The organism is Cohnella sp. GCM10020058 (assembly GCF_042683485.1).
Classification (GTDB): Bacteria; Bacillota; Bacilli; order Paenibacillales; family Paenibacillaceae; genus Cohnella.
The window spans coordinates 129486-154545 of the sequence record NZ_JBHUJV010000013.1; the positions used below are offsets into that span (position 1 = coordinate 129486).

21 protein-coding genes and 1 pseudogene are annotated in these 25060 nt (G+C 61.7%); 4 read left to right on the top strand and 18 right to left on the bottom strand.

Annotated elements, in window-relative coordinates; genetic code table 11:
* Window positions 1-43: 43 nt before the first annotated feature.
* Genes ACFSR7_RS22075 through ACFSR7_RS22100 form a run of 6 tightly spaced genes read right to left on the bottom strand, consistent with a single transcriptional unit; the run spans window position 44 to window position 7313 of the window.
* Entirely contained in the window at window positions 44-3139 is a 3096-nt protein-coding gene (locus ACFSR7_RS22075; RefSeq protein WP_378165302.1) for a baseplate J/gp47 family protein, read from the bottom strand.
* 30 nt (window positions 3140-3169) lie between these two features.
* Complete coding sequence (locus ACFSR7_RS22080) at window positions 3170-3571, bottom strand: GPW/gp25 family protein (RefSeq protein ID WP_378165303.1); 402 nt, start codon at window positions 3569-3571, stop codon at window positions 3170-3172.
* Window positions 3572-3619: 48 nt separating this feature from the next.
* The gene (locus ACFSR7_RS22085) at window positions 3620-4333 is read right to left on the bottom strand and encodes a phage baseplate assembly protein V (protein WP_378165305.1); all 714 of its coding nucleotides are present in this window, start codon (window positions 4331-4333) and stop codon (window positions 3620-3622) included.
* Window positions 4330-5427, bottom strand: coding sequence for a phage late control D family protein (locus tag ACFSR7_RS22090; RefSeq protein WP_378165307.1), 1098 nt, complete (start codon window positions 5425-5427; stop codon window positions 4330-4332). Before ACFSR7_RS22090 ends, ACFSR7_RS22085 begins: the two co-directional genes overlap by 4 nt.
* Before the next feature lie 6 nt (window positions 5428-5433).
* Window positions 5434-6060: a CIS tube protein gene (locus ACFSR7_RS22095; RefSeq protein ID WP_378165308.1), complete on the bottom strand. Its 627-nt coding sequence runs from the start codon at window positions 6058-6060 to the stop codon at window positions 5434-5436.
* Window positions 6061-6074: 14 nt separating this feature from the next.
* Complete coding sequence (locus ACFSR7_RS22100) at window positions 6075-7313, bottom strand: hypothetical protein (RefSeq protein WP_378165310.1); 1239 nt, start codon at window positions 7311-7313, stop codon at window positions 6075-6077.
* A 1782-nt stretch (window positions 7314-9095) separates the two neighbouring features.
* Here ACFSR7_RS22100 and ACFSR7_RS22105 point away from each other — a divergent pair.
* A complete protein-coding gene (locus tag ACFSR7_RS22105) occupies window positions 9096-9332 on the top strand; it encodes a hypothetical protein (protein ID WP_378165312.1) in 237 nt (78 codons plus the stop codon).
* 1079 nt (window positions 9333-10411) lie between these two features.
* Here ACFSR7_RS22105 and ACFSR7_RS22110 read toward each other — a convergent pair.
* The 12 genes and pseudogenes from ACFSR7_RS22110 to ACFSR7_RS22165 all read right to left on the bottom strand — a co-directional run bounded on the left by ACFSR7_RS22110 (window position 10412) and on the right by ACFSR7_RS22165 (window position 21142).
* The gene (locus ACFSR7_RS22110) at window positions 10412-10594 is read right to left on the bottom strand and encodes a hypothetical protein (protein WP_378165314.1); all 183 of its coding nucleotides are present in this window, start codon (window positions 10592-10594) and stop codon (window positions 10412-10414) included.
* Window positions 10595-11324: 730 nt separating this feature from the next.
* On the bottom strand, window positions 11325-11774 hold the full coding sequence (locus ACFSR7_RS22115) for a phage tail protein (RefSeq protein WP_378165316.1): 450 nt from the start codon (window positions 11772-11774) through the stop codon (window positions 11325-11327).
* 8 nt (window positions 11775-11782) lie between these two features.
* Window positions 11783-11959 (bottom strand): annotated as a pseudogene (locus ACFSR7_RS22120) (DUF6760 family protein); the annotation flags it as partial.
* A 14-nt stretch (window positions 11960-11973) separates the two neighbouring features.
* The gene (locus tag ACFSR7_RS22125) at window positions 11974-12354 is read right to left on the bottom strand and encodes a phage tail assembly protein (protein ID WP_378165317.1); all 381 of its coding nucleotides are present in this window, start codon (window positions 12352-12354) and stop codon (window positions 11974-11976) included.
* Window positions 12355-12654: 300 nt separating this feature from the next.
* Window positions 12655-13089: a phage tail protein gene (locus ACFSR7_RS22130; protein WP_378165319.1), complete on the bottom strand. Its 435-nt coding sequence runs from the start codon at window positions 13087-13089 to the stop codon at window positions 12655-12657.
* A gap of 70 nt (window positions 13090-13159) precedes the next feature.
* On the bottom strand, window positions 13160-14869 hold the full coding sequence (locus ACFSR7_RS22135; protein WP_378165321.1) for a phage tail sheath family protein: 1710 nt from the start codon (window positions 14867-14869) through the stop codon (window positions 13160-13162).
* A 304-nt stretch (window positions 14870-15173) separates the two neighbouring features.
* On the bottom strand, window positions 15174-15974 hold the full coding sequence (locus ACFSR7_RS22140) for a hypothetical protein (protein ID WP_378165323.1): 801 nt from the start codon (window positions 15972-15974) through the stop codon (window positions 15174-15176).
* Window positions 15971-16567 carry a Pvc16 family protein gene (locus tag ACFSR7_RS22145; protein WP_378165325.1) on the bottom strand — a complete coding sequence of 199 codons (597 nt, stop codon included), beginning with the start codon at window positions 16565-16567 and terminating at the stop codon, window positions 15971-15973. The genes ACFSR7_RS22140 and ACFSR7_RS22145 overlap by 4 nt, the downstream gene beginning before the upstream one ends.
* A 96-nt stretch (window positions 16568-16663) precedes the next feature.
* Window positions 16664-18889, bottom strand: coding sequence for an AAA family ATPase (locus ACFSR7_RS22150; protein WP_378165327.1), 2226 nt, complete (start codon window positions 18887-18889; stop codon window positions 16664-16666).
* A gap of 16 nt (window positions 18890-18905) precedes the next feature.
* A complete protein-coding gene (locus ACFSR7_RS22155; protein WP_378165329.1) occupies window positions 18906-20270 on the bottom strand; it encodes a PP2C family protein-serine/threonine phosphatase in 1365 nt (454 codons plus the stop codon).
* A 63-nt stretch (window positions 20271-20333) separates the two neighbouring features.
* The gene (locus tag ACFSR7_RS22160; protein WP_378165331.1) at window positions 20334-20675 is read right to left on the bottom strand and encodes an STAS domain-containing protein; all 342 of its coding nucleotides are present in this window, start codon (window positions 20673-20675) and stop codon (window positions 20334-20336) included.
* 14 nt (window positions 20676-20689) lie between these two features.
* Window positions 20690-21142, bottom strand: coding sequence for an ATP-binding protein (locus ACFSR7_RS22165; protein ID WP_378165333.1), 453 nt, complete (start codon window positions 21140-21142; stop codon window positions 20690-20692).
* A 168-nt stretch (window positions 21143-21310) separates the two neighbouring features.
* Between ACFSR7_RS22165 and ACFSR7_RS22170 the strand changes: the two genes are divergently transcribed.
* The 3 genes from ACFSR7_RS22170 (at window position 21311) to ACFSR7_RS22180 (ending at window position 24606) form a co-directional block, all read left to right on the top strand.
* A complete protein-coding gene (locus tag ACFSR7_RS22170; RefSeq protein ID WP_378165335.1) occupies window positions 21311-21940 on the top strand; it encodes an eCIS core domain-containing protein in 630 nt (209 codons plus the stop codon).
* An 89-nt stretch (window positions 21941-22029) separates the two neighbouring features.
* On the top strand, window positions 22030-24024 hold the full coding sequence (locus ACFSR7_RS22175; protein ID WP_378165336.1) for a hypothetical protein: 1995 nt from the start codon (window positions 22030-22032) through the stop codon (window positions 24022-24024).
* A gap of 63 nt (window positions 24025-24087) precedes the next feature.
* A complete protein-coding gene (locus ACFSR7_RS22180; RefSeq protein ID WP_378165338.1) occupies window positions 24088-24606 on the top strand; it encodes a YbjN domain-containing protein in 519 nt (172 codons plus the stop codon).
* Window positions 24607-25060: the final 454 nt, after the last annotated feature.

Sequence of the window (25060 nt, forward strand, 5' to 3'; positions counted from 1 at the left end):
TCTCTAGCGTGGGTCTCGCCTTAAGCGCTCCCTAAAGCTCATCCTAGCCGAGACGCGCAGTCACCTGATGGCTGCCGGATACGACGATGCCGTGCGGGATGTCGCGGAGCGCGGCTTCCGGCACCTCTCGCGCCTGGCCGTGCTCGATGACGACGACGCTCATATGGAGCAGCTCGACCTCGAGCACCGTACGTACCGATTGGAGCAGGCCATACAGCGCGGAGGAATGCACCGTTTCCCCGATCTGCCAGCCGCGACCGTCAAGCTGTCCGCCGCGCGTATCGAGGTACCGGTCAAGCGTCCTGAGACAGGCGGCTTCGGTCGGCACGATATCGTCCGCAGCCCCGGTCCGCACGACGGCTTTGACCGATATCTCAAGCAGCGCCGGCGGCATGATCGCGAGCCGGCCGCCTTGCAGCAGCAGGTTGGAGGCTTTTTCCCGCAGCGCGGCCTCGATTTTCTTTTTGACCTCCGGGAAAAAAGCGACGCCTTCGCGGCCGCCGAGCGGCAGCGCCACGACGACGACTTTGCCGGGCGTGCGCTGCAGGCGGGCATCTCTCCCCGGCAGGCAGCGCACTTGCGCGATCGACGGATCCGCTTCCCGCACGATCCACTCCATGTCGGAGGCGGATACCGCACGTCCGCGGTGACGTGCATGCTGCGGCCCCCGCTCCATCGCACGAGCGAGCGACTCCGCATCGCCGCCGCCGACGGCCGCCGACGGATTGCCGACGCTGTCGACGAAGGCGAGCGGCTGCAGCAGCCCCCGGATCGCGCGCGCCGGCACGTTGCCTCGCGCTCCCTCGGTAACCTGATAGGTCACGCGAACTTTGTCCGTGCCAGCGAGCGGAAGCCCCATGCCGGCTTTGCCGTCTCCAAAACGCAGTCGACCGGAAGCTTCGTCAATCGTGTAATGACGATCGTGAGGCAGCGAGCCTGCAAGCGTCTCTACCGCTTGCCAGCGTATCCATAAGCGCGTCTGGCGTCCTTCGCTGTCTCGATGCGCCTCGTAGCGGTCCTCATCCATTTCGGCCAGCGTCTGTTCGTTGACGAATCCCGTCTCCTCGACCCACACCTCTTGCGCGACGACCGGCGCGGCTGATAGCTGCCAGCCGTCGCTCGTTTGCTCGGGATATTCGTCGCGCAGCGTCCGGCGCTGCACGACGGAGACCGCATTGCGGTCGACGCGAGACAGCGTCGGGACCGGCGCGCCCTTGGCTCCGAACCTCCCGTCCCGGTTCAGCGCGCGAAGCCATACACGCTCGACGCCGAACAGGCGTACCGGCTCCAGTCCCGGAGGTCCCGCAAACTGAAAGGCGCCCGACTCGGTGAAGCCATTGGTCGTATCCATCCCTTTGAGCGCTATCCAGGTTAAGCGCAGACCGTCGCGGACGAGCGCTTCCCATTCGATCCATGGCGCGCCTTCGTCCGCCGGCACCTGCTTGCCGAGCTGAAACGACAGCCGGATCGGTCCTTTGAGCGGCGCCTGATCGAAGCCCAAATAAACGGCCGGCGCGGGACAGTCGATGGGCACGAACGGCCTGAACGGCTCTCCGCCTTGGCGCAGCCATGCGGTCTTGTCCGTCCATTCCGCATTGTTGAGCGTCAAAGCGCTGTCAGGCGCGAGCTTGACGTCGGAAGCGTACGCATACGTCAGCGACATCCGCGACAGATGCGGCGTCATGTACTCGACGACCGGCTGGTTGACCGTGTCCATCGAAGCGACGCGCACCCGAAGCCACCAGTCCCAGGTGCCGTTGACGAACGTCCGCTCCCAGTCGACCGGGCAGTCCAGCTCTAAAGCGAAGCTGCCGGTATGCGTTTCGGGCAAATTGGCGAACAGCTCCTCGTAGCGTCCGCTTCCCGGCAGACGCATCCAGCTCTCTCCGTTCCAATACTCCCAAAGCACGCGGCGAACATAGAGCCGCTGAGGCGGCTTGCGCGCGAAGTCGGCCGAGCGCATGACCATGCGCCAGCGAACCTCCGGATCGGGCGCCATGCGCAGCTCCCATGGGTCCCAGCGCGCGTCGAACCGCAGCGTCAGACGACTGCCGTGCTTGCTGAACGCTTCGGGACAAGCCATATGAAACAATGAATACTGGAAAAACTGCTGTCCGAACGGGAAAAAGCCCGCACCGTCCAGCTCCAGATCGCCCGAGTACAGCAGCGCCGGCGATATGCCGCCCGGATCCGCCGCCAAGTCGTGTTCGCCGCGGAGCGACAGCTGTTCGACCTCGGGCAGTCCGGCAAGCGCGGGGGACACGGCGCTTCCGCTCGGATCAGGCTTGATCCGCGCACGTATCCAGCGACCTTCAGCATCTCCGACAGTCGTGTTGCCGAAGCGCCCCGGGGACGTCTTCCACAAAGTCACCTCGTTGCGCACGCTCGTCACCCGGTCGAACAGCCGCCACTCGCGCGCAGCCTCGTCGTACCAGGACCACTCGAGCCAATCCGTGTCCGCCATGCCGCGCGCCAGCTCGGGCTCGGCGTATCGCTTGGCGGAATTGAACCAGGAAAGTGTCAGCCGCGCCGGATGGTTCAGTTCGAATAACCCTTCGTGCCTGATATAGAGCTCGTGACGCTGAAGATCTTCCCCCTCCGCGCCGAACACCGCGATCTCAGGCGCGGCGCCGGACGCGGCCTCCTCCTCGTAAGCGCCGGAAGCGCGCACGATGATATCTCGCTGCGGATGGACGTTAATCCATTCGACGAGTCCGGCGGGCGTCACGAGCAGCGCGTGCTCCGTTTCGAAAGAGATGTCTTCGCCGCCGTCCGGCGCCTCGGCCGTAAGCTGCGTTCCTTGCGGGACGTAGACAGGTTCGTAGGCGCCTTCCGCCAGACGGAAAACGGCCGTCGCGCGCGCTGCGCGGGCGGGCTGAAGCTTGACGCCCATCAGCTCGAGGAAGGATATGAAGTTGTTCAGCGGCGCGCGGTTCAAGCGTTTGACGTTTTCCTCGAGCATCTCGGCCGCCAGGAAAAACAAAGCGGTGCCTGCGTCGGGATCCTCCGGCGAGAACCGCCATTCCGGCGTATAGTGAGGCGCCATCGTCCTGAAACGCTCTTCGAACGCCGCGACGTCGCTGCCGTCGATCGGGGGAGGCAGGCGCATGCCCGTCCTCTCCGTTGCATCTGGCTTCATGCCCTTAAGTCCTCCCGCTGCGCTCGCACGTTATTTGGTGCCTTCGTCCAGATAGAAAGGGTACACCTGGTTAAAAAGGTTGTTGGTCGATCGGACGACATAATCCACGGACAGCCGGATGCGGCCGGGCTGAGACGGATCCGTCTCGGCCCGTACCTCCACATCCTTAACGCGAGGCTCCCAGACGACGATCGCCTCCCGCGCATCGCTCTCGAGCAGCCGCAGCGTCGTCTCGTCAAGTCCGGAGAATGCGTAGCCGGACAATCCGCTGCCGAAGTCGGGACGCATGACGCGCTCCCCGCGCGAAGTCATGAGCACGATGCGAATCGCCTCCGCGATATCGTCCTCGCCCTCCGACATCAGCATGCGGCCGGTCGTCGCGTCGACTCCGACGGGAAATCGCCAGCCTTTGCCTAGAAACGAAGCGGACATGTCCATCCCTCCTTGCCGCAGACCGCCGGCAGGCACCGGACGGCCGCGCTAGTTGATCTTGACCAGCGAGCCTTTAATATTGATGATGCCGTCGCTCTTCATGTCGATGCTGGCAGACGCCTTCAGAGTGAGCTGGGCGGACGCCTCGATCTTCAGCTGCGTGCCTTTGATCTCGACGGCGTTCGGCGCTTCGATCGTAATCTTGCCGCTCTTGTCGAGCGTGATCTTGGCCCCCGCCGATTTGACGACGACCGTGCCCGTCCCGCCTCCGGTCAGCACGACCGACTGATTGCCGTCGCTTGTCGCCACCTCGACTTTGCTTTCCTTTTCGGAAATGTCGACTTTAAAGCCTTTGGCCGTCTTGAGCGTGATCTTGCCGTCGCCGTCGGTATCCTGAAAAGACATTTCGTGGCCGCCGCGCGAGCGGATTTTGCGGATGTCGTTTTTGTCGTGCTTGGCCGGCGGCAGGTTGTTTTTGGTCCACAGGCTGCCGATGACGTAAGGGAGCTTGAGACTTCCCATCTCAAAAGCGACCAGCACTTCGTCCCCGACCTCCGGCACGAACATCGTCCCCCTGTCGGCGCCGCCCATAAGCGAGGCGATCGGCACCCAATCGGTTTCGTTGTCGTTTTCCCGCACCGCGAACTTGAGCTTGACGCGATTGCGCTTCTCCGGATCGCTGTTGTTCGTTACGGTAGCGACCATGACGCCGTTCACGCTGCCCGCGTTGGGCCGCGAGCCCGAGTAGTCTTGCCCCATCATATGGCGTTCCCCTCCACGTTGAAGCTGGTGATGAATCCGCTCGTATCGATGGCATGCACCACGTTGTTCAGCAGCATCGGCTGGTTGAACTGGCGGCCGACGTTTTGCAGCTTGATGAACCGGCCCGCGCGAATCTCGGGGAGTCCGATGCACGTGCCCGAGCCGGTGACCAGCTCCATCGCCTTGTCGTTCATGATCGAGTCCGCCAGCTTCTGCGCGGCCGCGACCGTCGTATATTCCATAAATTCTGTTTCTATTAAGTAGGACGAGAGCGCGCCCATAATATTCGGGCCTGAACGACCGTTCGATCCGATGATGTCGACCGCCTTGGACTTGGCTTCGATCGGTTCATGCGTGTCGGGATCGATGCCTCTCACGACAACCTGCGTCACCTGATTCGAGATGTCCACCTCAGCCGAGTAGCTGAGCAAGCTCTTGCCGTACGTGAGCGTGAGCACTTCGGCGGCTGACGAATTGCGCTTTTTGAAATAAAGCTTCGAGCCGACGACCATGAAGTCCCGTTCGTTGTCGAACGCAAGTGCGTGCAAAAAATGAAAATCGCTCACCCGGTGCTGCTCGATGCGCGGGATCGGCGTCATCGTATCATCGACGTCGGGCGTCAGCCCGTATTTTGAAGCGATCTGCCGGGCAACGTCGCTCGCCTTCTTGTCCTTCCATTGACTCGACTGCTTGCTGCGCATCATGAGCATCGACTTGTCCATGCCCTTGACGCTGACGACCGGCAGTCCGCCTGTCGGATAGTCGACGCCTACGCCCGTCACAAGTCCTTCGAATACCGTCTCGAACCGATCGGTATACCCCATCTTGATCGTAATCGACTTGCCCACGTCGACAAGGGAGCCAAGCCAGTTAAGCGAACGGGCGACCGGATCGAAGGCGTTGACGATGCGAAAGCTGAAGTGGTCCGAAAACATGCCCGTACGGGAAGTCACGCGCAGCCCTTGAACGGCGGCGCCGATCCGCACGAGATTTTGGCCGTCGATGAGAATCTCGAATGCCGGCGCGAAAAAAGAACGATACTTGGTCTCAAGCTGCGTCAGATCGTAGGTTGTCGTATCGAACTTGACCGTCACCCGTCCTCACTCCAATCTCGGGATAATCAGCTTGCGCCCTGCCGGCAGCCGCCTCGGATTGTCTATGCCGTTGGCCTCGGCGATCGCCCGCCACTGGGACGGATCCTCGTACTCTTCGGCGGCAAGCATCCACAGCTGTTCGTCTTGCTTCAGCGTCTTTTGCTTGGTACGGTCGGCCGATTGTCGCGGCACCTGCTGGTACTGCTCCGTCATGCCGAGCACCGCGCGCAGCGTTACGTTAAGGGTCGCCCGCACCGGAATGCCGGAGTCGAGAAACATCGTAAACCGCTGCGACACCTTCTCCGCGACGCCTTTGAAGTTAAGCGAGCCCCACACGAACCTGCACAAAGGCGGCGCGTGCAAATCGCTGTCGACCTGCAGCAGCCCGCTGATTTTCGCCGTGTGCGCGCGGACATCGGTTCCTTTTTCGTAGGTGTCGAAAAACAGATCCATCGTCAGCGTCGTCGCTTCGCCGCTCACGAATTGGGCGATCGGCGATTGCAAACCGGGCACCGCATGCCACGAATAGCTGTTGCCTGCCTGCAGCAAGTATTCGCCCGGATTGAACAGTACGTCGACCGTCTCCTGCGAATTGCTCTTGATGATGACGATTTTGGCTTTGGATAAGGCCATCGTGAATTCCTCCGTCAATATCCGCTAAGACGCTGCTCGAACTTCATGCGGCGCATGAGCGCCGTGTATACGGTGTCGGCCAACCGCTCGGGATCGAGCTCCGGCATCTCGCGCACCGCCTGCTGGAGCTGCTCCGTGCTAAGCCGCGGCGGCTCCTGCGCGATAGGCTGCATCGGCTGCGGCTGCGCAGGCGCGGCCGCCTTGGGTGTCCGGCGCAGCTCCAGCTCGGCGCTCGGCGCGGCTAGGGGCGGCGCCGCCGGGGAGCCGGCTTGCTGCGACCGGCGAAGTCGCAGTTCGGCCGCCGGCGCCGGCCGAGGCTGCGCGCTTGGCGCACTGGCCTGCCGTGCGCTGCGCTGCAGGGTTGCGGCGGCGGGCGCCAACGCAGTCTCGGTCGCCGCCGCGGCCGTCCGTGACGCTGCGCGGTGCTGCTGAGCGGCGTCTGGGTTGGCCGAGGCTGCGGATGCTGCCGCAATCGGCGAATGCGCTCGCGCCGCCGATTGCGCGGCGGCCGGAAACGCCGCAAGATCGGGCGGCGGAGCTGCGCGCGGCGCGGCACGGCGCAACTGGACGGCCGTGACGCCAGCCGGGGCGATGCGTGCGGGCAAGCCCGCGGAACGGACGCTTGCAGGCATTCGCGCCGCCGATGGCTGACGCGCATTGATCAGCTGGCGTCCAGCGGCTCTCTGCCCATCGCTTGGCGAAATGGCCTTAACCGCCGGCGTGCTCGCACCGCTCAAGACAGCTGCACGACGAGTCGTGCGTGCGGTCAGCGCTACCGGGTTAACGGGGCGCAAACGCTCCGCAGCATGAGCATCCTGCTGGACTGCTTGGCTTTGCGTCGTCCAGCCGGCATTTTTCGGTTCCGCAATCGAGGATTCCGTCTCGTACGGCAGCCTGGCGCTAGAGGCGCTTGGCGTCGACCTGTTTTGTGCGAGCCGCTGCGAGGCTGACGCGTTGGACGCGATACGGGCATTATTCGTTCGGTATGTGATCGCGCCGTCCCGCCCCGCGCTAAAAACCTTCGCCTCCCGGCTTAACTTTAAGCGCTGGAAAGGACGTGTTTTCGTCCCGCCGAACACGATTTTCGGTCTCGCCGTTCCTTGAGATGGCATCGCATCCGTCGCCGGTCCCGCTGCCGGATGGCGTTCATTGCCCCGTGCAAATTGATCAAGCTGGCTATTCGTCACAACGTTAATCGGCGCGTTCGCGAGTCCGGCAAGATCTTCGCCGATTGTTCGCGTTTTCGGATGCACGACGCTGGATACTTCAGTCGAAGCGTTCGCGGCACCACTCGGTGAAGTCGGCGACGGAGTCCGCATGCCTAACGAAACTACTTCTACGCGTAATGGTTCTGCAATCTGACTCAATGGATCCCGCAACGTTAGCCGCGCCATCGGCGCAGAAGCCGCTGATTCTTCACGCCCGCTGCGACTCGGATCCGAGGAACGCGTGCCGACTCCGCTCGTAGCAGGACCATCGGGCTTTTGGGGTCGATGAATCGAGATCATCGTCCGACCTGCCGCATCTTGATATGCGTAGGACTTCCTCGGCGTTAAGGCGCTCGATATCAAAAGCGCATCTCTCAATCCAACGGTGAAGTTTCCCGCATTCGTCATGCGCTTCCGATTTTCGATGACCCTATTAATGAGACGGTTGACTGGCTCCGGTTGGCCGCCCCGATAGTTGGACCATTGTGTCACAATCCGCATCGGGGACAACCTTGCTGCACCATCGCGTTTTCTTGATTTTCCTGCAGCAGCATTTAAGAAATCGGCCGGACCGCTCGGCGTAACGCCTGCGGCGAATCGTCCAGCGGCCGCCTTCGTTTCGCCCGTACCGCCGGACGATAAGCTGCGGACAGCGCCGAGCTTAACAACAAGCCGCGGTGCATCTGCAGTTATACCTCCGCCGACTCGTACATGCGTCGAACGGCTCAATGAGCCTTGATCCTCGGATTGACGAGTTCCTCCGCCTCCCGAATCCCGAACGGCTGCGGTTCGGCCGTTAATTGTCCCTCGACCGTTAGACGCGTTTATTCGATCCTGCCTGCCGACGCGTTTGATTTCCGAAGTTCGTCCTTCGCTTGGAAGGCCAAGCCTGTCGTTGCGTTTTAGGATCAGCTTCGGTGCCGATTCCAAACGTACGCCTTCATCTGAACGATTCGTCTTTAAGCCTCGGAGACGAGCCGATTGCAACCGCGGTTGGCCATTGCTCTGCTGCACCGCGACCCCATTCTCTTCCAATGGAAATGACGCACCGGCCGTTACTTGCGGTAAAACCAGCGGCGACAGCGCCGAGCTGCGAAGAGCTGCCGCCTCCGGCTGACGCTCCTCATTTACGCCTCGCCCCTGATGCCGGCGCGCACGGATGCTGCCTCCTAGTCGATTGCTTGACGTCCTGCCTTCGGCATTCTCGTAAACGATAGGCGACGCAGAATCTGCGGCATTCGTCAAGTTAGTGGCTCTGCTCGTCGACTGTCCGTTTGTGATATCGGACTTCGCCGACTCTGCGGCCACTTCTCCAATTTGTATTGTGGGCGCAGCCTCCCAGGCAGATTGCCAGCGGGAGCCATAGGTTCGATTCAGAGCAGTCGATGGCGCTCCCGACACGAATGCGCGGCGAGCGACGTTATGCACCAATACCTCGCGTCCGGTTGCCGCTTCTCTCTTGACTGCTTCTCTCTCAACCGCTCTCGCGGACAGCGATAATCGAAACGGCCAGAAGAACGATTGCTCCGCATCCGATAACCCGTTTGGGCCGGCATGATCGGAAGCAAGACCCGTAACAAGACCCATCCTCGAGATCGAGCCGTCGTTGACTTGCGTATGCGCCCCATCAATCGAGAGCTGATCGCCTAACGGCGCCGGCTTGGACGAAGAAGACTCAAGATGCTCGTCCCCACCGAACGCCGTATTCCCCGTTTCGCTAAGGCTGCGATTAAGATCGTTTGACGATTCGTTTCCGCGTTTCACCGATGCTGCGCTATCAGCCGGATCTCTGTCGCCAAACTCACGATCTTCATGAGCCAGCCCGATATGCCGCGCTTGTCCGTCCTCGCCGCTGCCGTCGAGTCCTCGTTCGTCAAGACGCTTACGATCCGTCGTCCCCGGCGAACCGCGTTCTCGCCCGGCAGCCGACATACGTTGCGAATTCGGCAGCTTCTGTTCGGCATTCTCGTTCGGTTTGAACAAGCCGGAAGAGCCAAGCCGCTCTTGCGCTCGTTTCCCGCTATCCGCATCTCCGAACGCCTGTCCCGAATCATGGCCAGCTGAGGTACGGCTCTTAAAATCGTTTGCGTTATCAACCGGGCTAGCGTCCGCTTCATTAGGCCCGCTAGTCTTTGACTCTGAATTCGGAAAATGGATTCGACTGCCGCTCTCCTGCGGTGCCGATTGCTGTCGCAATGGTTCTTTCGGTAGATCGACCGCCGAATCATGCCTTCGTTCCAAACTGTTCGCAGAACCGAAACCGGGCGGATGAAGAACCTCCGCTTGCTGCCGCCGCACTTCCCCTGAATGTTTTGGTTCGTTTGAAGCCGGCTTTCCTGAATGAATCGCGCGCTCGGCTTGAGGTAACGCAGCCGCTCTTTCATTAGAAGCGATAGCTCCGCGCCGCCGTCGGCGGACGTACGCATGAACGAATCCGGGTGAAGACAATGTCAGTTGTCGGATCGCAGAAAAAGAGGTTCCCGCCGGACCGGCAGACAGACGGGCCAGCAGCTGGCGAACGGCCGGCGCGGACATTGCGATGCCTCTCTTAAGGGAGACCGGCGTTCGACCGCCGATGCCAGACAAGCCTTTATTGACCCGCGAAGGCCGCTGCAAAAATATCGCGTGCACTCGATCTGCATTGGACACAGATCGGGTCCCACCGACTCTTTCCAGTTGCCGCGCGTTCGAATTTGCCGATGCATTTTCAGAGACTGTTGAATTCGGATTGTTTTCCCGACTGCCAAGGTGCGACGGCTTGTCCTCTGACTGCTTCGCGTTCGAATGGCGCACGTCCTTGCGAAGGTCATCGTCTGCTTTAGCATTCAATTCTTCGGCTTCATCGATCGCTAGCTGAGGTTGCGCGCGCTCCTTGAACTCCGCTTCAGTCCGCAAATCATTACCGGCCATTTGTTCCGAATGCGGAAGCGGCAGCTCTTCCAGCTCGGATTTGTGCGCTAATCCCGCAGCGCCCTCCGATAGCTCCTGCCCCACCACAACATTTTTTCCGTCTCGCCGTTCTGCCAGCTCCGGATCGCGGCTATTCGAGGCTTCTTGACGAGTATTATGCTGCTGTCCTTGGCTGCCGGTATCGGATCGTCGTCCTTGCGGTCCCCGCTCCTGTCGATCCCGATCCGGCCAACTCACCTGTCGGCCACGCTCCGCTCCGACACTCCCTTGCGGTCGTTGAAGCGCACGTTGCCCGCGAGTCTGCGACTTCGGGAGCGGCGCCTGCTCTCTATGTACAGGATCGCCCGCTTCCGGGCGAAGCTCTTGTTGACGATATTCGCGTACTCCCGCTTCGGCCTGCCTAAGTTCCTTCTCATTGCGTTCTTGCTCTGCACGGCGCTGCAGATCGTTGCGTAACTGCTCCTTGCGCTGCCGATCGTTGCGTTCCTTCTGTTTAAGTTCCTGATCTTTACGTTCAGGTTCTTTACGCTCCGGTTCTTTGCGTAGCTGCTCCTTGAACCCGCCCGTCTGCGTCTGCCGCTGTAACAGCTCGCGCCCGCCGCTTTCCGGTTGCCGCGAACCCGTTTGTTCACCGACAAGCGAGCCGCCTGTATTCTTTCGCCCGCTTGCACGCCTTCCGGCATCCGATGGCGGCTGTTGCACAGCCGTATACGGCTGTGCAACAGCTTGCTCCCGTACGACGCGCTGCTCTCTCACAATACGCTCGACCTCGCGAACGACGACCGTATGCCGCTCGACCACGCGCTCCTTGACGATCGTACGGACCTCGCTGCGCATCGGAATCCCGACCGGCTGCAACGAGGACGGAGCGGGAAAATTTCGCTTATATTCTACCGGCGCTTGAGTCGGCCGCTTGCCTTTGCCCGAAGTCGGAACCGCGCGGAATACAAGAGCGGGTCGGGACGATTGCGCCTGACCGCGAAGCGAAACGTATTTGCGCTTGATCGCGTCGGCAAAAGCCCCGTTCTCCGGCTTGGCGCCGGCCGCCGAAATGCGACGAAGCCCCCCTTTGAATCGCTTCATGCTCCTCCCCCTTCCGCTCGGAACGCCTGCAAGCAGCATGGCCGTAAAACAAGAACGCTCGGTCTACTTTTTGGAAAAAATCGCCTTAATGCCGTTGTGCACCAGCTCGACCGACTCAATGGCAACGTCGCTCGAACGCGCATCGAGAGAAGGACCGGTCCACTTGACGGGATAAGCCTCAAAAAAATTCCAACGGCACAATTCTTCTCCATCCTGGCGGTACAAAATGATCGAGCCGCTCTTGCGCGTCACCGAGCCGCGCGAGGTCTGATCGTACCAGTCCCACAGCGCGGACGACGAGGAAAAGCCGCGACGCAGTACGATTTGAGCGTAACGCGTCCCTTTGGGGAAACGATGCGTATAACCGTTCACCCCGCCCTCACGGTATTCCTCGTATTCCGTCTGCGATTCGAGGCCCTGCACGTCGGAGAAGCCGGCCACCAGCATCCCGTCCAGCTCGACGTCGAAACGGAAGCTGCCGAGCACGTCGCGGGTATTGCCGTTTGCCCCCATAGAGCCGGTCACCTCCTGTTGAATACGTCGAACGGGTTGTTTTTATCGGGCTCGTCGTTCAACTTCTTATTAATCTTCGAAATCTCGTCGCACCATCGTCTTCGTTCTTGATGCTCCATATTCATAATGTCGTCGTGCGGCCAATGAAAGTAATAAGCGATAAAGCCGACCTCCTCGTACAACCGGTCTGCGGCGTACGTTACGAGAGGCCCTCCGCTACGGACAAAAAATCGACTTCCACCTCAAACTCGTGATCGCATTTCGGACATGCCGTTTGCAATTTCGGTGTTTCAAGATCGTTAATCTGGCGGTATATATTTTGAAGATAGGACAAGTCTGCCGTAAAAAGCTTCTCAATTACCTTGGTGTCGATGTGCTTGAGCTCGCCAAGTCGCGTCACGACACGTGCGAGCAGGATGACGGTCAAATAGCTGGCATTTTGCTGGACGCGAGGATCTCTCATGGGCAAGATCTCATCGGCGGCCGTCGCCAGCCGCATAACGCCGCGTTTGTGTAAATTGCCGGCATCGTCGACATAACCACGGGGAAGCTCGAACTCGTATTCGGTTTGAAAGGCCATGATGCTCCTCCAGTCTTAAAATCAAAATCGACATCAGCCGTGCGGACAGCTTGGTCCGCTGATGCATCGTTGCATCCGGCGGTAACGGCGGACTGCAAGAAAAGCGGGTCCCGACAATCGCGACCTGCGCTTCTGGCAGCCGGCTACATATGCAATGCACCGCAACGAATCTGCAAGAATTCGCTAGACTTAGACGATGCAAGCATAAATCGCTCGGCTTAAATGCGGGAAAGCTGCCGACAGTCGTACAACGCAGCTGCCGGTCAGCTCTCCAACCGCCCCGAGGGGCATAGGATATTATTATTGTGTGCGCGTCATGCCTTCGTGCGCCAGCTCAAGCAGCTCGATCGCAGCTTCGGAGCCTTGGCCGTTGAAGTTCGGCGCCGTATAGCGAACCGGCCAGGCTTCGATAACCTGCCAGGTCGCCACGTCCGAGCCTTCCTCGTCGATGGCGATGATCGTGACCGTCTTGCGCTCGACCGTGCCGTTGACGCAGTCCTGGATCCATTCCCACAGCTCCAGAGAGTCGGTCGCGCCCCATTTGAGGCTGATGTTGCCATAACGCGCGAGCCCGGGGAGCTTGCGCGGCGTAATGACTTCGTTGCCTTCGCGGTATTGGATGACGTCGAACGAAGCGTCGAAGCCCGACACTTCGCTGAAGCCGGCTTGCTGCAAGCCTTCTAGCTCAACGCGGAATCTAAAATTGCGGTACGGATCTGTACGTTCTCCTGTCATGGGTATCCCCTTCCGTGAATATCATGCGCGCCTCCGGGCGGCGGACGGCGCTATGCTGCGTAGCCGTCCTTTATTCGGAGCCCGTCTTCTGCGTGATGCGGAAGATGACGAACTCGGCCGGCTTAACCGGCGCGACACCGATGACACAGATGAGGCGGCCGTTGTCGATGTCGTCCTGGGTCATCGTGGAGCGTCCGATATCGATGAAAAACGCCTCGGACGGACTGGACCCGACGAGCGCCCCGTCGCGCCACACGCGTGTCATGAACGCGTCGATCGTCCGCTGAACGCGAGCCCACAGCTGATCGTTGTTCGGTTCAAAGACGACCCAGTTCGTGCCGGCCTTGATGGAACCCTCCAGGAAAATGAACAGACGGCGCACGTTGATATACTTCCAGAGCGAGTTGGAAGACGCGGTGCGAGCGCCCCATACGCGGATGCCCTGGCCGGTGAACGAGCGGATCAGGTTGACGCCGGCCGGATTCAGGATGTCCTGTTCGCCCGTATTGTACTGGACGTCAAGACCTACGACGCCGCGCAGAACTTCGTTCGCCGGCGCCTTTTGAACGCCGCGCGTCGTGTCGGAGCGCGAGTAAATGCCTGCCATCGTGCCCGACGGAGGCACGAAAATGTTGCGCTTGTCGAGCGGATCGAACACCGACAGCCAAGGATTGTAAAGCGCGGCATAGCTGGAGTCGAACAGGTCGCGGTGCGTAAGCACGTCGGCTACCTTCGTCTTTTCGCGCGGGATATCGAGAATCGCGAAGCGGCTGCCAAGGTTCTCGCAGTGCGCGACAAGCGACAACTGGACGTTCGGATCGGTCACGCCGGGAATGGCCATGATGCTGACCACGTCGTTGTCGATGAACGACTGGATGCCCGTGCGTCGGCCCGGACCGCGGTCTTCGCCGATAAAATCGGCGGCGGACAGGTTGCCCACGGTGCCGTCGCTGCCGCCCGTCAGGACGAACTCGACCACGCCTTCGGCGTCGCCGGTCAGCTGTTCGAACGGAGCCGTCGCGGACGTCGAAGTGACGAGCGCGGACACGTGGACCAGGTTGGAGCGGCTCGCTACCTTGTCCACGTAAGAAGGCGCTTCGGGATTGAGCGACACCTTTTCGAAAATCTCGATTTCGTCTCCGAATACGACGTTCAGCGTAAACTCGCTCGTCGACAATACCTTGGTCGGCAGCAGCGCCGTATCGACGACATCGCCGTCAAGCGGCTCTGCCAGCTCGATGATATTGTCCTGGACGCTGACGATGCGGGCCAGCTGGACTTCGCCGCCGGCTGCGAAGGAGACGACGTCGCCCGCGTAAAAACCGTTTGCGTTTTTAACGCGGTAGCGCTTGTCGTTCACTTCGTAAATTTGCGTCTTGGCCTTGCTGGCAGGCGCCAGCGATACGCTGATGAGATTGCCCCAAGCGCCCGGATTCTTGGCGGAGATGGAGATAACGTCCGCCAGTTGATCGCCGTTGGAAGCAGGCTTAGCGTCCGAAGGCGCTACCCGCATAACATAGCAGCGCGAGCCGCCGTTCATGAAAAACTGTTCGACCGCATAAGCCAAATAACGATAGCTGCCGAAGGCGCTCTCGGACAAGTACGAACCGAACGCGCGCTGAAAATCGGCAGGACCGGTCACAAGCAAAGGCAGCCCCTCTACCGCGCCGCGCTGGGCAAGACCGATAAAACCGGCCGTGCTGGTGCTGACGCCCTCAAGCGGTCTGGACCCGCTCTCGAATTCCTCTACATATACCCCAGGCGACAAATAATCTGCCATACTCCCCGGCTCCCTCACGGATGCATCCTGATGTCGTTCTCGATGCGGCATCCGTCAGCGGCCAGTTCCTCCTCTCTGCTGGTGGGTTAAGCGCTGCGGACAAGAAGGCGGCTTGTCATCCGTCCGAGTCCTCGACGCTCGACTCGAGACCGGCGCTCCAAGCATGCCTGCCCGACTGCAGCCTTTCGAAAATCTATAACAATCGCCGCCGCGCATGCGGCCGTAGCCGCGTGCGCGACATCGTCATGCCCGTTGACTGCGCGGCCGCCGCCTCTCGCAGGCGGCGGCCGCTATGGCACCGCCTTCATCCGGCGGGCCATGCGATGCTGTCCTGCCGGATCACCGTTCCGCCCGTCGCGGTCCACTCGGCGCGCATGCGCTTCTTCCCGAGCGCGAGCTCCGCGTGAATGCGGAATCGCGGCGGGTAAGCGCCGCGCAGCGCGAGCGTCGCGGCGCCGTCGGCGCCGGTGAGCGCCACGGCTGCAGGCAGCAGCAGCGCGCCGCGCCGCCAGTCGCACGTTACCGGCGCTTCGAGCGACAGCACTCCAGGCTGTCCCGTGTCCGGACCTACGCCGCACCGCTCCGTCGCCTTCCCGCCGCGCTCCGACAGGATAAAGTGATCGCCCGGCAGCAGCCGGCCGCCCTCCGCCGCGCAGCGCAGCCTGTCCGAACCGGCCGGCAGATCGTCGGCCAGCCGGCCTCTGCTGCAGCTGTCCTCTTCGGTCCAAGCGTAAATCCGGACGCCCGGAAGGGGCTTGCCGTCCGCGCCGATCACTTGCAGGCCGAGCCCGGTCGCTCCCGGCGGAGCCGGAAGTCTGGGCCCCGGCAGCACCGGCGCGACGACAACCGGGGAATGCCTCGGGAGCGCTGTCAGATCGACGTTCCTGCGCAACATCAGCCGCAGCGGCGCGGATACCGTCAAGCTGCATTCGGACGCTTGCACGTCCATAAATGCATATCCGCCGTCCGGCGTGCGCAGCGGCTTGTAAGGAAGCCCCTCGAGCCGCACCGTCACGTCGGGTCCGGCAAGCGGCCGTCCCGTCCAGGCGTCGATCGGATACACGACCAGCGAGCAGCGCGAGACGAAGGTCGATTCGGCCCTCATCGCGGCTCTCCTCCGCCCATGTCGTGCAGTGTAATACGCCGCTCGACGACGCGCGGTCCCGGCTTCACGCGGGTCGACTCCAGCAGAATAGGTCCGACCCGGTACACGAGCGACAGCTTGTAGGGCAGATCGCCGAACTGCCAGAGCCGCACCAGTTGATCCGTGTCCATGTTCTCTGCCGTAATGCGCAGCTCCTCGCCGGACATCGCGAGCGAACCTTCGAGATAAGGCGCCCGCAGCACGGCGTTATCGTACAGCGTCTGCATCACCTTGCCCAGCATGAGATGCTCGTCCAACGTTCGGGCGAGCGGCTCCGCAGCCGAATGCGCGGTGACCAGATATGTAAGATCCAGTGCCAACGGAGGAAAGCGGAGCTGGCCGCCCTGCGCCTGCATCGCATTTCTCCGGGCTTCCCCGCTCTCGCGTACGCCGACGAGATATAGAGACAAGCTAAGGTCTCCTTTGTCCGCCGGCGAAGCCAGGCCGATCAAATCCGGACGGGCGATCGGATCGGGCGACAGCTGCTCGCGGAGCAGCTTCAAGAGACTTGCGCCGACCTCCGCGATCGCGGTATAGGAGCCGATGGATGACACCCCTCTCGAAGGCGAAATAATGATAAGCTTGGCCGAATAGCAGATTGCTACAATTTTCGCCAATAAATTCATTATATCGGCAAATTCTCAAAGTGGCTATCCAAAACTTGCATCGGAATCGCCTTCATAGGGAGCAAAGTTGTCTTTGACCCAAATCTTCCCCATTTTACGAAGCTCTTGCGCCGACGCGCGTACCAGATGCGGCATTCCAATCGGCTGATCTTCGCCTGCCGCCAAAAAGGCGGCGGTCAGCACGATATTTTTGATATGACCGCCCGCCACGTCCAGCCTTGCAGCCAAAAAGGCCAGGTCCAGATCGTCGGCCGTCGGCACGGACGGCGGCAGATGCGTCCTGAAAATGTGCTCGCGATCCCCGGCGTCGGGCGCGGGAAACTTGATGACCGCGCTCATCCGGCGGAGCAGCGCCTCGTCCATGTTCTGCAGCAGGTTCGTCGCCAAAATCGTCACGCCGTCGTACGCCTCGATCCGCTGCAGCAAATAGGCGGCCTCCATGTTGGCATACTTGTCGTGAGCGTCCTTCACCTCGGTCCGCTTGCCGAACAACGCGTCGCCTTCGTCGAAAAACAAGATGGCCCCGCTCTGCTCGGCTTCGGCGAACAATTCTCTTAATCGCTGCTCCGTCTCGCCGATATATTTGCTCACGATGCGAGACAGATCGATCCGGTACATCTCTAGCCCCAGCTCGCCCGCGACGATCTCCGCAGACATCGTCTTGCCGGTTCCCGGAGGTCCGGCGAGCAACAGGTGGAGTCCGGTCCCGTAAGGCAGCTTGTCGCGAAATCCCCACTCCTCGAGTACGCGTCCGCGATGCGCGAACCGGCCGCACGCTTCCCTAAGCAGCGCGAGCGGCTCGGGCGGCAGTACCAGATCGTCCCAGCTTCGCTTGGGTACGATTCGCTCCGCCATCTCCGACAACCTGTGGCGGAACTGGCCGCGCGCGGCTTCCTCCAGATCGGCCGCTGTCGGCCATGCGCGACCGGCACCCGCGGCAAGCGTCCGCGCCTGGCGCCATGCCTGCTCCGTCTGGCCCGGGGACAGCCGGTATTTGTCGGCGAGCGCCCGGAACTCGCCGTCCTCGTACCGGTGCGGCATCGGCCCCGAAATGCCCTCGCGTCCGCCCGTCGCCGACGCCATCCACAGTGTCTCGCGCCTGGCTGCATCCGGCAGGCCGACCTCGGCCTGCCAGAACATCCGCCTTTCGGCGGCGGGCAGGCTATGCGGCGTACGCCGTTCGCGGCTGCACCAGGCGACAAGCGGCTGCCCGGCGTAGGACGCATAGCTCGCGAGCGCATCGCCATAAATGCCCAGCAGCGCCGGATCGGGCGCCTTCGCGCCTTCGCCTTCGGCGAAGCAAAGCGCCGCGCCGGTAAGCAGCGCCTCCCGGACGAGCCGGGCGAGCGCTGCGGCGAGCTTGGCCGGCTCCGCCGGCAGCCGCTCGACCTGCGCACAGAGCAGCGACTGCCCCCTTGACGCCGCCAATCGCCTTACTCGCAGCTGCTTGCCGGCGCCAGCCGGCCCCCAGAGCTGCACCATCGGCCAGTGGGTGAGCGTCCGCGCCTCCCCCGCATCTATCAGCGGTGCAAGGATGCGCCACGCCTCGTCGCCCTCCGGCAGCTCGGGCAAGTCTTCTTCGCTCGGTCCAAAGCCGCGGGCGATACCGTCAAGACGCGCGTCGAGCGGTTCCGCCTCCAGCACGAAGCTGACGATGCGCGGATCGAGCCGCAGAGGTTCGCGGAAGGCGGGCGTCCGCGCATACGGTTCCTCGCCGGCATCCAGCAGCAGGCGCCGCAGCAGCGGACTCGCGAGGGAGCGGCGCGCCTCGGCGCGCTCGCCCGCGTCGTCGCACAGCAGCCGCAGCGCCAAATCGGGCGTTGCCGCCTTCAGCGTCACGTCGTCGTTCAGGTATCCGAACCACTTTTCATAGCGCCGGCTGCATTCGCCCGCAATCGCGAGCACGACGAGCCGCCGCTCCCAGCGCGACAGCCCGAGCCGCGCTTGCAGCGCGGCCAGCGGCAGCGCGATCCCTGCCTCTGCGCCCTGCCGTTCGCGATCCGCCATTCGGGCCTCCGCGTCGCGCCGCCGGGCGGCATAAGCGCGCCACTCCGCCGAAGCCGGCTCATCCTCCGCAATCGTGCGCAGCAGCTCTTCCGGCGTAACGACAAGCCCCCGCAGCGCAGCCAACGGATCTGCGAACGGATCCTCTCCCGAAGGACCGAGAAGCGTCCGCATGCCATCTTCCAGCAGCAGCAGCTCGTCCGCAAGCAACAGCGCGCCGTCCCGATATGTTCCGTTGCCGCTCAAGACCGTCCCTCCTTCTTTATCGCCGCATCAGGCTCAGCACCGCGATATCGTCCGATTGCGGCGCGCCGTCGGCGAACATGAACACGTCCATTAACAGCGCGTCGATCACTTCGGCGCTCGACATGCCTGGCGTCATTTGCAAAAAACGCTGGAGCCGTCCGCCCCCGTACTGCTCCTGCGTACCGTTTTCCGCTTCGGTTATACCGTCCGTATACAGCACGAGCCGGTCGCCTTCGGCCAGCGTCACGACCGTGTCGTAGTAGCTGGACTCGGGCATCGCCGCAAGCGGCAAGCTTTTTCTGAGCTTGAGCGGCTGCACCTCGCCCGTCGCGCGCACGAGATACGGCGTGCAATGTCCGCCTTCGCTGAGCGTCATCTCGCCGGTACCGGCGTCGAATACGCCGCATACGATCGTCGCGAACAGCATCGGGTCGTCCGCCGCCAGCTCGTCGTTGACCATGCGCAGCAGTTCGCCGGGAGACAGATCCGGCTTCATCTTGCCTTTGAGCAACGTCAGCGCGACGGCCATAAACAAAGCCGCGGGAATGCCTTTGTCCGACACGTCGCCCAGCGTAAAGAACAAACGGCTCTGATCGATTTTATAGAAGTTGTAAAAATCGCCGCCGACCTCTTTGGCAGACTTGAGCAGCGCGCACACGTCGTACGGCTCTTGGGCCGAGGGCATCGTGCGCGGCAAAAAGCTCATCTGGATGCCGCCGGCGATCTGCAGCTCGCTCTCGAGCCGGTCCTTGATTTTGGTCGTCGCGGCCAGCGCGTGCATCGAGTTCTCCAACTGCTCGTAAAGCCTTGCATTCTCGAGCGCCACCGCCATCGGCTGCGCGACCGCTTCGAGCAGCACCCGGTCGCGCTCGGTGAACGGCCGGCGGCCGCGTTTGTTGACGACCTGCAGCACGCCTTCCACCAAGCCGCCTTTAACGATCGGCACGGTCAGCAGATTGCGGGTCTCAAAGCCGGTCGTGTCGGCCACCCTGCTGGACCAGCGCGGATCCGCCACCGGATCGTTGACGACGATGCTGTCGCCCGATTGCGCCACGAGTCCCGCAATGCCCTCGCCGACCGGCAGGCGGATGCGCTTGACTTCATCCCCCTTGCCGCCTGTAGCGACCTCGAAAAACAGCTCTTGTCTCTCCCGGTCCAGCAGCAGCACGGAAGCCGCCTCTACCGGCAGAATCGTCTTGGCCCGCTCGACGATCAGCTCGATCTGCTCGCTGCGCCGGAGCGTCGAGTTCAGCTGCAAGCTGATATCGAGAAGTGTGCGAGCCTGCCGCACGCGGGAGCGGCAGACCGCATATACGGCCGCGCCGCCGGCAAGACCTCCCGCCACAAACGCCGGAACGATCGCCGCCCACAGCATGTCCATCGTATTCATCCCCTTCCGCGCACGCGGCCCGAGCCGACGTAAGCCGTCTGCGGCGCCGTCCCGTTATCTGGCCGCAAGCACAGCCGTCGCCTGATCCGCCGTCTCCGCCGTCTCCAGAATGCCCAGCAGTCCCGACATCTCGAACACTTCGCGCACCGCTTCGCTCATGCCTGCGCAGATCAGACTTCCTTTAAGCGCCTTCGTTTTTTTGGCGGCCACGAGTACGACCCGAAGCCCGGCGCTGCTTATATATTGGAGCGAGGTAAAATCGAGCACGAACCGGCTATGCCCTTCGCCGGCCAAGCGAACGAACGCCGCTTCCGCTTCCGATGCGTTCTGCCCATCGAGTCGTCCTTCTATAGAAAGAACGGCGACGCCGTCCTTCACAGCTGCTTTTAAATCCATTTGCCGCACCTCGCCTATTCGTATTTGATCATCGTCAGCCTATTGCCCGAAGGGAGCCGTTCGTAACGCAGCTCGTTCATCAGCCTTTTGACGAAATAAACGCCCAGACCGCCGATCTGACGGCTGTCCAGATCCTGCGTCAGGTCGGGGTCGGCTTTCGCCAGCGGATCGAATGAGGCAGCGTTGTCCTCCAGCACGAGCCTGACGCCCCCGGCCACCTTCGCGATCGTCAGTCGAATCCGCGGATCGCCTCCGTCCGGATAGCCGTAGGACACAATATTCGTCAGCAATTCCTCGCACGCCAGCGTCAACTGGAGCTTCATGCGATCTGGCCATCCCAGGCGCCCGCCCGTCGCGTCCATGAAACGATGAAGCGAATCAATCGCGGATAAGCCTTCGTCCAGCGCAATCGCGCAGCTCCCGTCCGCTTCGGGTTCCTTGCGAACATTGTCGTTCCAAGCGGTCAATGGCTTCCCTCCGTCCGCCGTCAGGCGATGACAAGACGTTATTATTCACGCGTATCATACCATAATCCGACAAAAAAATAGCCGTTTACGGCAAACGAATCGTATTTACGCGGGAAAATATAAGCTATAATAGAAAACAAATCTAAGAACGGAAAAGAGGTCGCGACCTTGAGCCGCCTTTACGCCCATAACCGCCAGCAATCCGCTTCCCGAACCGGCCCTTCCGAGAAGCCGCAGCGGGGCAAGCCCGTCCAGATGCTCGCGATGCAGCGTGCCGTCGGCAATCGGGCCGTCCTGCAAATGATGCGGGCAGGCGAGCTGTCGCCCGAAGAATCCGCCGCTCCTGCCCAGGGCAAGCAGGAGCGGCCCGGCGCGCTGCCGCTCGACGTGCAGGCCAAGATGGAGAAAGTGATGGGCGCCGATTTTTCCAATGTCAACGTCCATGCCAACTCCTCGCAGGCTTCGAGCGTAGGCGCGCTCGCCTATGCGCAGGGCAACGACATCCATTTTGCGCCCGGGCAATACAATCCCGACTCGCAGAGCGGCCAAAAGATCATCGGACACGAGCTGGCGCACGTCGTTCAGCAGCGCCAGGGACGCGTGCTGCCGACCGCCCAGCTCAAGAGCGGCATGCGCCTGAACGACGATCCGGCGCTCGAGAAGGAAGCGGACGTGCTCGGCGAGAAGGCGGCGGCGACACCGGACCAGGCCGAGCCGACCATCCAGCGGATGGCCGATCGTCCGACGCCCGGCCTGCCCGAGCATGTCGCTCCCTTTAGGCCGATACAGCACTCTTGACCGGCCGACGTTCATATTCCGGAACCTCTTCGGTCCGTCCTTCCTAATCATTCATTGCCACTCGCCTATCGCTAAGGAGTCGTGCATTTATGAGTTCATTTCAAGCCAAATCCCGCTCTTCGGGAGCCGCCGCACAGACCGCGCAGGCCAAGGCAGCCTCATCGCGGGCATCCGCCGCTCCGACGGCAGCGACGCTGCAGCGCATGCAGTCGCCCGCCGGCATTTTGCAGCTTCAGCGCGCCCTCGGCAACGCGGCCCTGATCCAGATGCTGACCGACCCGGCCAAGCTTCCTGCTTCGATGCCTTCTCCGAACGCTTCGAAGCAGACATCGCTGGCCGGCGCTCACTTGCGCAGCTTCAAAAAGGAGCTTGACGCCGGCGGCACCGAGTCGTTCGAAGTCGACGAAAGCACGATGGTCGGCGGCAAGATCAAGTATCGCGGAGAGCTGGACGTCTTTGAGGTGTACGACAAGACTGGCGGCTGGAAGCTCGCGAAGTTCGGCGCCGATTACGGTTTTATCCGCAAGGACAAAGTGAAGGCGCTCGGCGGCATCGCCGGCGCGCGGGACAAGCTGGCCGAGATCAAGCAGCAGCAGTCAGGCGCCGCACTCTCTACCGTCGGCACCAACCCCGAGGCGGAAGAAGGAACGGAAGAAAACGTCGAGACCGCGGATAACCTCAAGGAGCTCGGCACGCTCGTGCCAGGCACCAAGTCCGAACAGCTCGAGGATGCGATCGACAACCTGAAGGGCGTTGAGGGCGCCGAGGACCAGAAGGAAGCGCTCGAAAACCAAAAGAGCCACCTCGACGTCGGCACCAATCCGCTCGAATTCGTTATGTCCGGCGTAGGCGGCCTCATCGCCATGAAAAAAACGATCGGCGCGGTCAAAGACCCCGAGAAGTCCAAGATGGACGTCGCCGAAGGCGTCATCGACACCGCCGATGCCGGTACGAAAATGGTGGAAAGCAGCTCGGGCCTCATTAATGACGCGGGTGTCGTCCATGGGACGGGAGAAGTCGGCGATGCGGGCGCGGTCAGCGACTGGGCCGGCTCGGTCGGCGAAGCGATCGCCGCGATCAAGAGCGCGTTCAGCGTCGTCAAGGGCATTTACGACATGTTCAAAAAAGGCATGAGCGACGAAGGCCTGAGCAAGGACGAAGCGGTGACAGGGACGCTGGACGCGTTGGAAAACAGCCTTCAAGCCGCCCAGGGCGTCCTGAAGACCGTAAAGGCGATCAAGGACATACTGGATATGGGTACCGCAGGCCTCGCCGCTGCCATTCCGGGCGTGGGCATCGCCATCAGCGGCATATCCATCACGATCAAGACGTACAACGCGGTCAAGGCGACGGTATCCGCCATGAAGATGACGACGGCCAAGCGGGATTTCAAATCCGCTTACGGCGCCGGCGGCAAAAACAAGGATTATGTCACGGCGGGGAAAAAACGCACGCTCGGCGGCGTCCATCTGTGGACGACGAACGCGGGCACCGATCCGGCCAAGCTCAAGCAGCGCAAGGACGAGCTGACGGCGCTCGGCACGACGGCTTCGCCGGAGGAAGTGCAGGAGCTCAAGGATATCACGGATTACGAGCTTGCCAAGGAAATGAAGTACATCAACCGCAAACGGCAGGTTCGCGGGACGATCGAGATCGGCCTGGAAATGACCAACATCGCCGGCGATATCGCGACGCTCACCGGCGTCGGCGCGCAGGTCGGCATTCCGCTGAAGGCGGCTGCGGGCGGCGCCGGCGCGGCGATGAAGGTGGCGCGAACGGTTAAGCAAGCCGGACGGGACCGTGCCTCCAAGGCGGGCGCATGGGGCATCACGAAGGCCGTCTTCAACGCGGACAAGTCTTCCTCCGCCAAGCTGGCCAAGCGCATCCAGCACAGCAATCTGATCTTGGAGATGGTCGCTGCGCTGCCTGAATACCGCCCCGGCGACGAGAGCATCCTCAAGCAATACAAGCGCGTCGAAAACTTCATCTCGGCCAGCGGTGTCTCCACTGCCGAGCTGTACCGCCTGAACGGCAATGTCGAAAAGCAGCGCGAGCTGCTCGTCAACGGCATGAAGCAGCGCTGATCGGCCGCGTAGCCGGTCAGCGCCGGTCTAGCAAGCATGTATTCCGATTGAAAGGGTGAGCTTATGGACAACTATACGAATGCGCGGGACTTGGCTGAGCTCGGCTTTTTGCAGCAAGCATTGGAGGAAGCGGGCCTGCCCTCCCGCCTGATTGAACCGAATGCGGAGGTACCGATTCCCGCCCTGCTCGCCACACCGGACACCGACGACGATAGTGAAGAACGGTATTTGACTTTTACTTTCGTGCCGCTGGATGACGAGGATATCGGAGATCTGCGTCTGCTGCAGATTTACACCGTCGTCGCCCCTTCTGTCGCATCCGAGGCCCGCGCCGGAGCGGCCGAGCTGCTCATGGCAGTCAACAGCCGTCTCCCGCTCGGGCATTTCAGCCTGAACGACGCCGGAGAGCTGTATTATCGCTATGTCTGGGCAGTCGCCAGCGCGCACAAACTGCCGCAGCCCGAGGCGCTGCATGTCATCGATCTGTTCCTTATGACGCTCGGCATGTTCGCAAGCACGATCGGCGAAGTCGCGTCGGGCAGCCGTCCCGCGGCCGAGGCGATCGCGGGCTTGACCTCTTAACAAGGCAACGCCAGTTGCCGCTGTCTCGAAATATCTTATAGCTGGCGGGGCTATCCCAAAAGGGTCATGAAAATGACCTGAGAGATAGCCCTTTGCATTGTCTTCCGGCTACCATATGGGTAAAAATGCAAATCTGCAGGCTTTTGTAACGGCAAGCGCCCCCGATGCGCAGTTCGAACAGAAAAAAATGCACGTAAGCGGGCATTTGCTACAAAAACCGTTCCAATCGTGAAACTGGATGTATATTTGCAGGCTTCCGATGCTAAGGAACCTGATGAGCAACCGGCAGAGCAACCCGCTCTGCCACAAACCAGCCGCCTCTTTCCCCGAACAAGTAGACACGGAGATTAAATCCGATCAGGACTAGGAAAAGGCCGAGAGGCAAATGCCTGCAAATCTGCAGGCTTTGCTTGGTGTCTTGATTACCTTATAGGAAAAGATGCAAATATGCAGG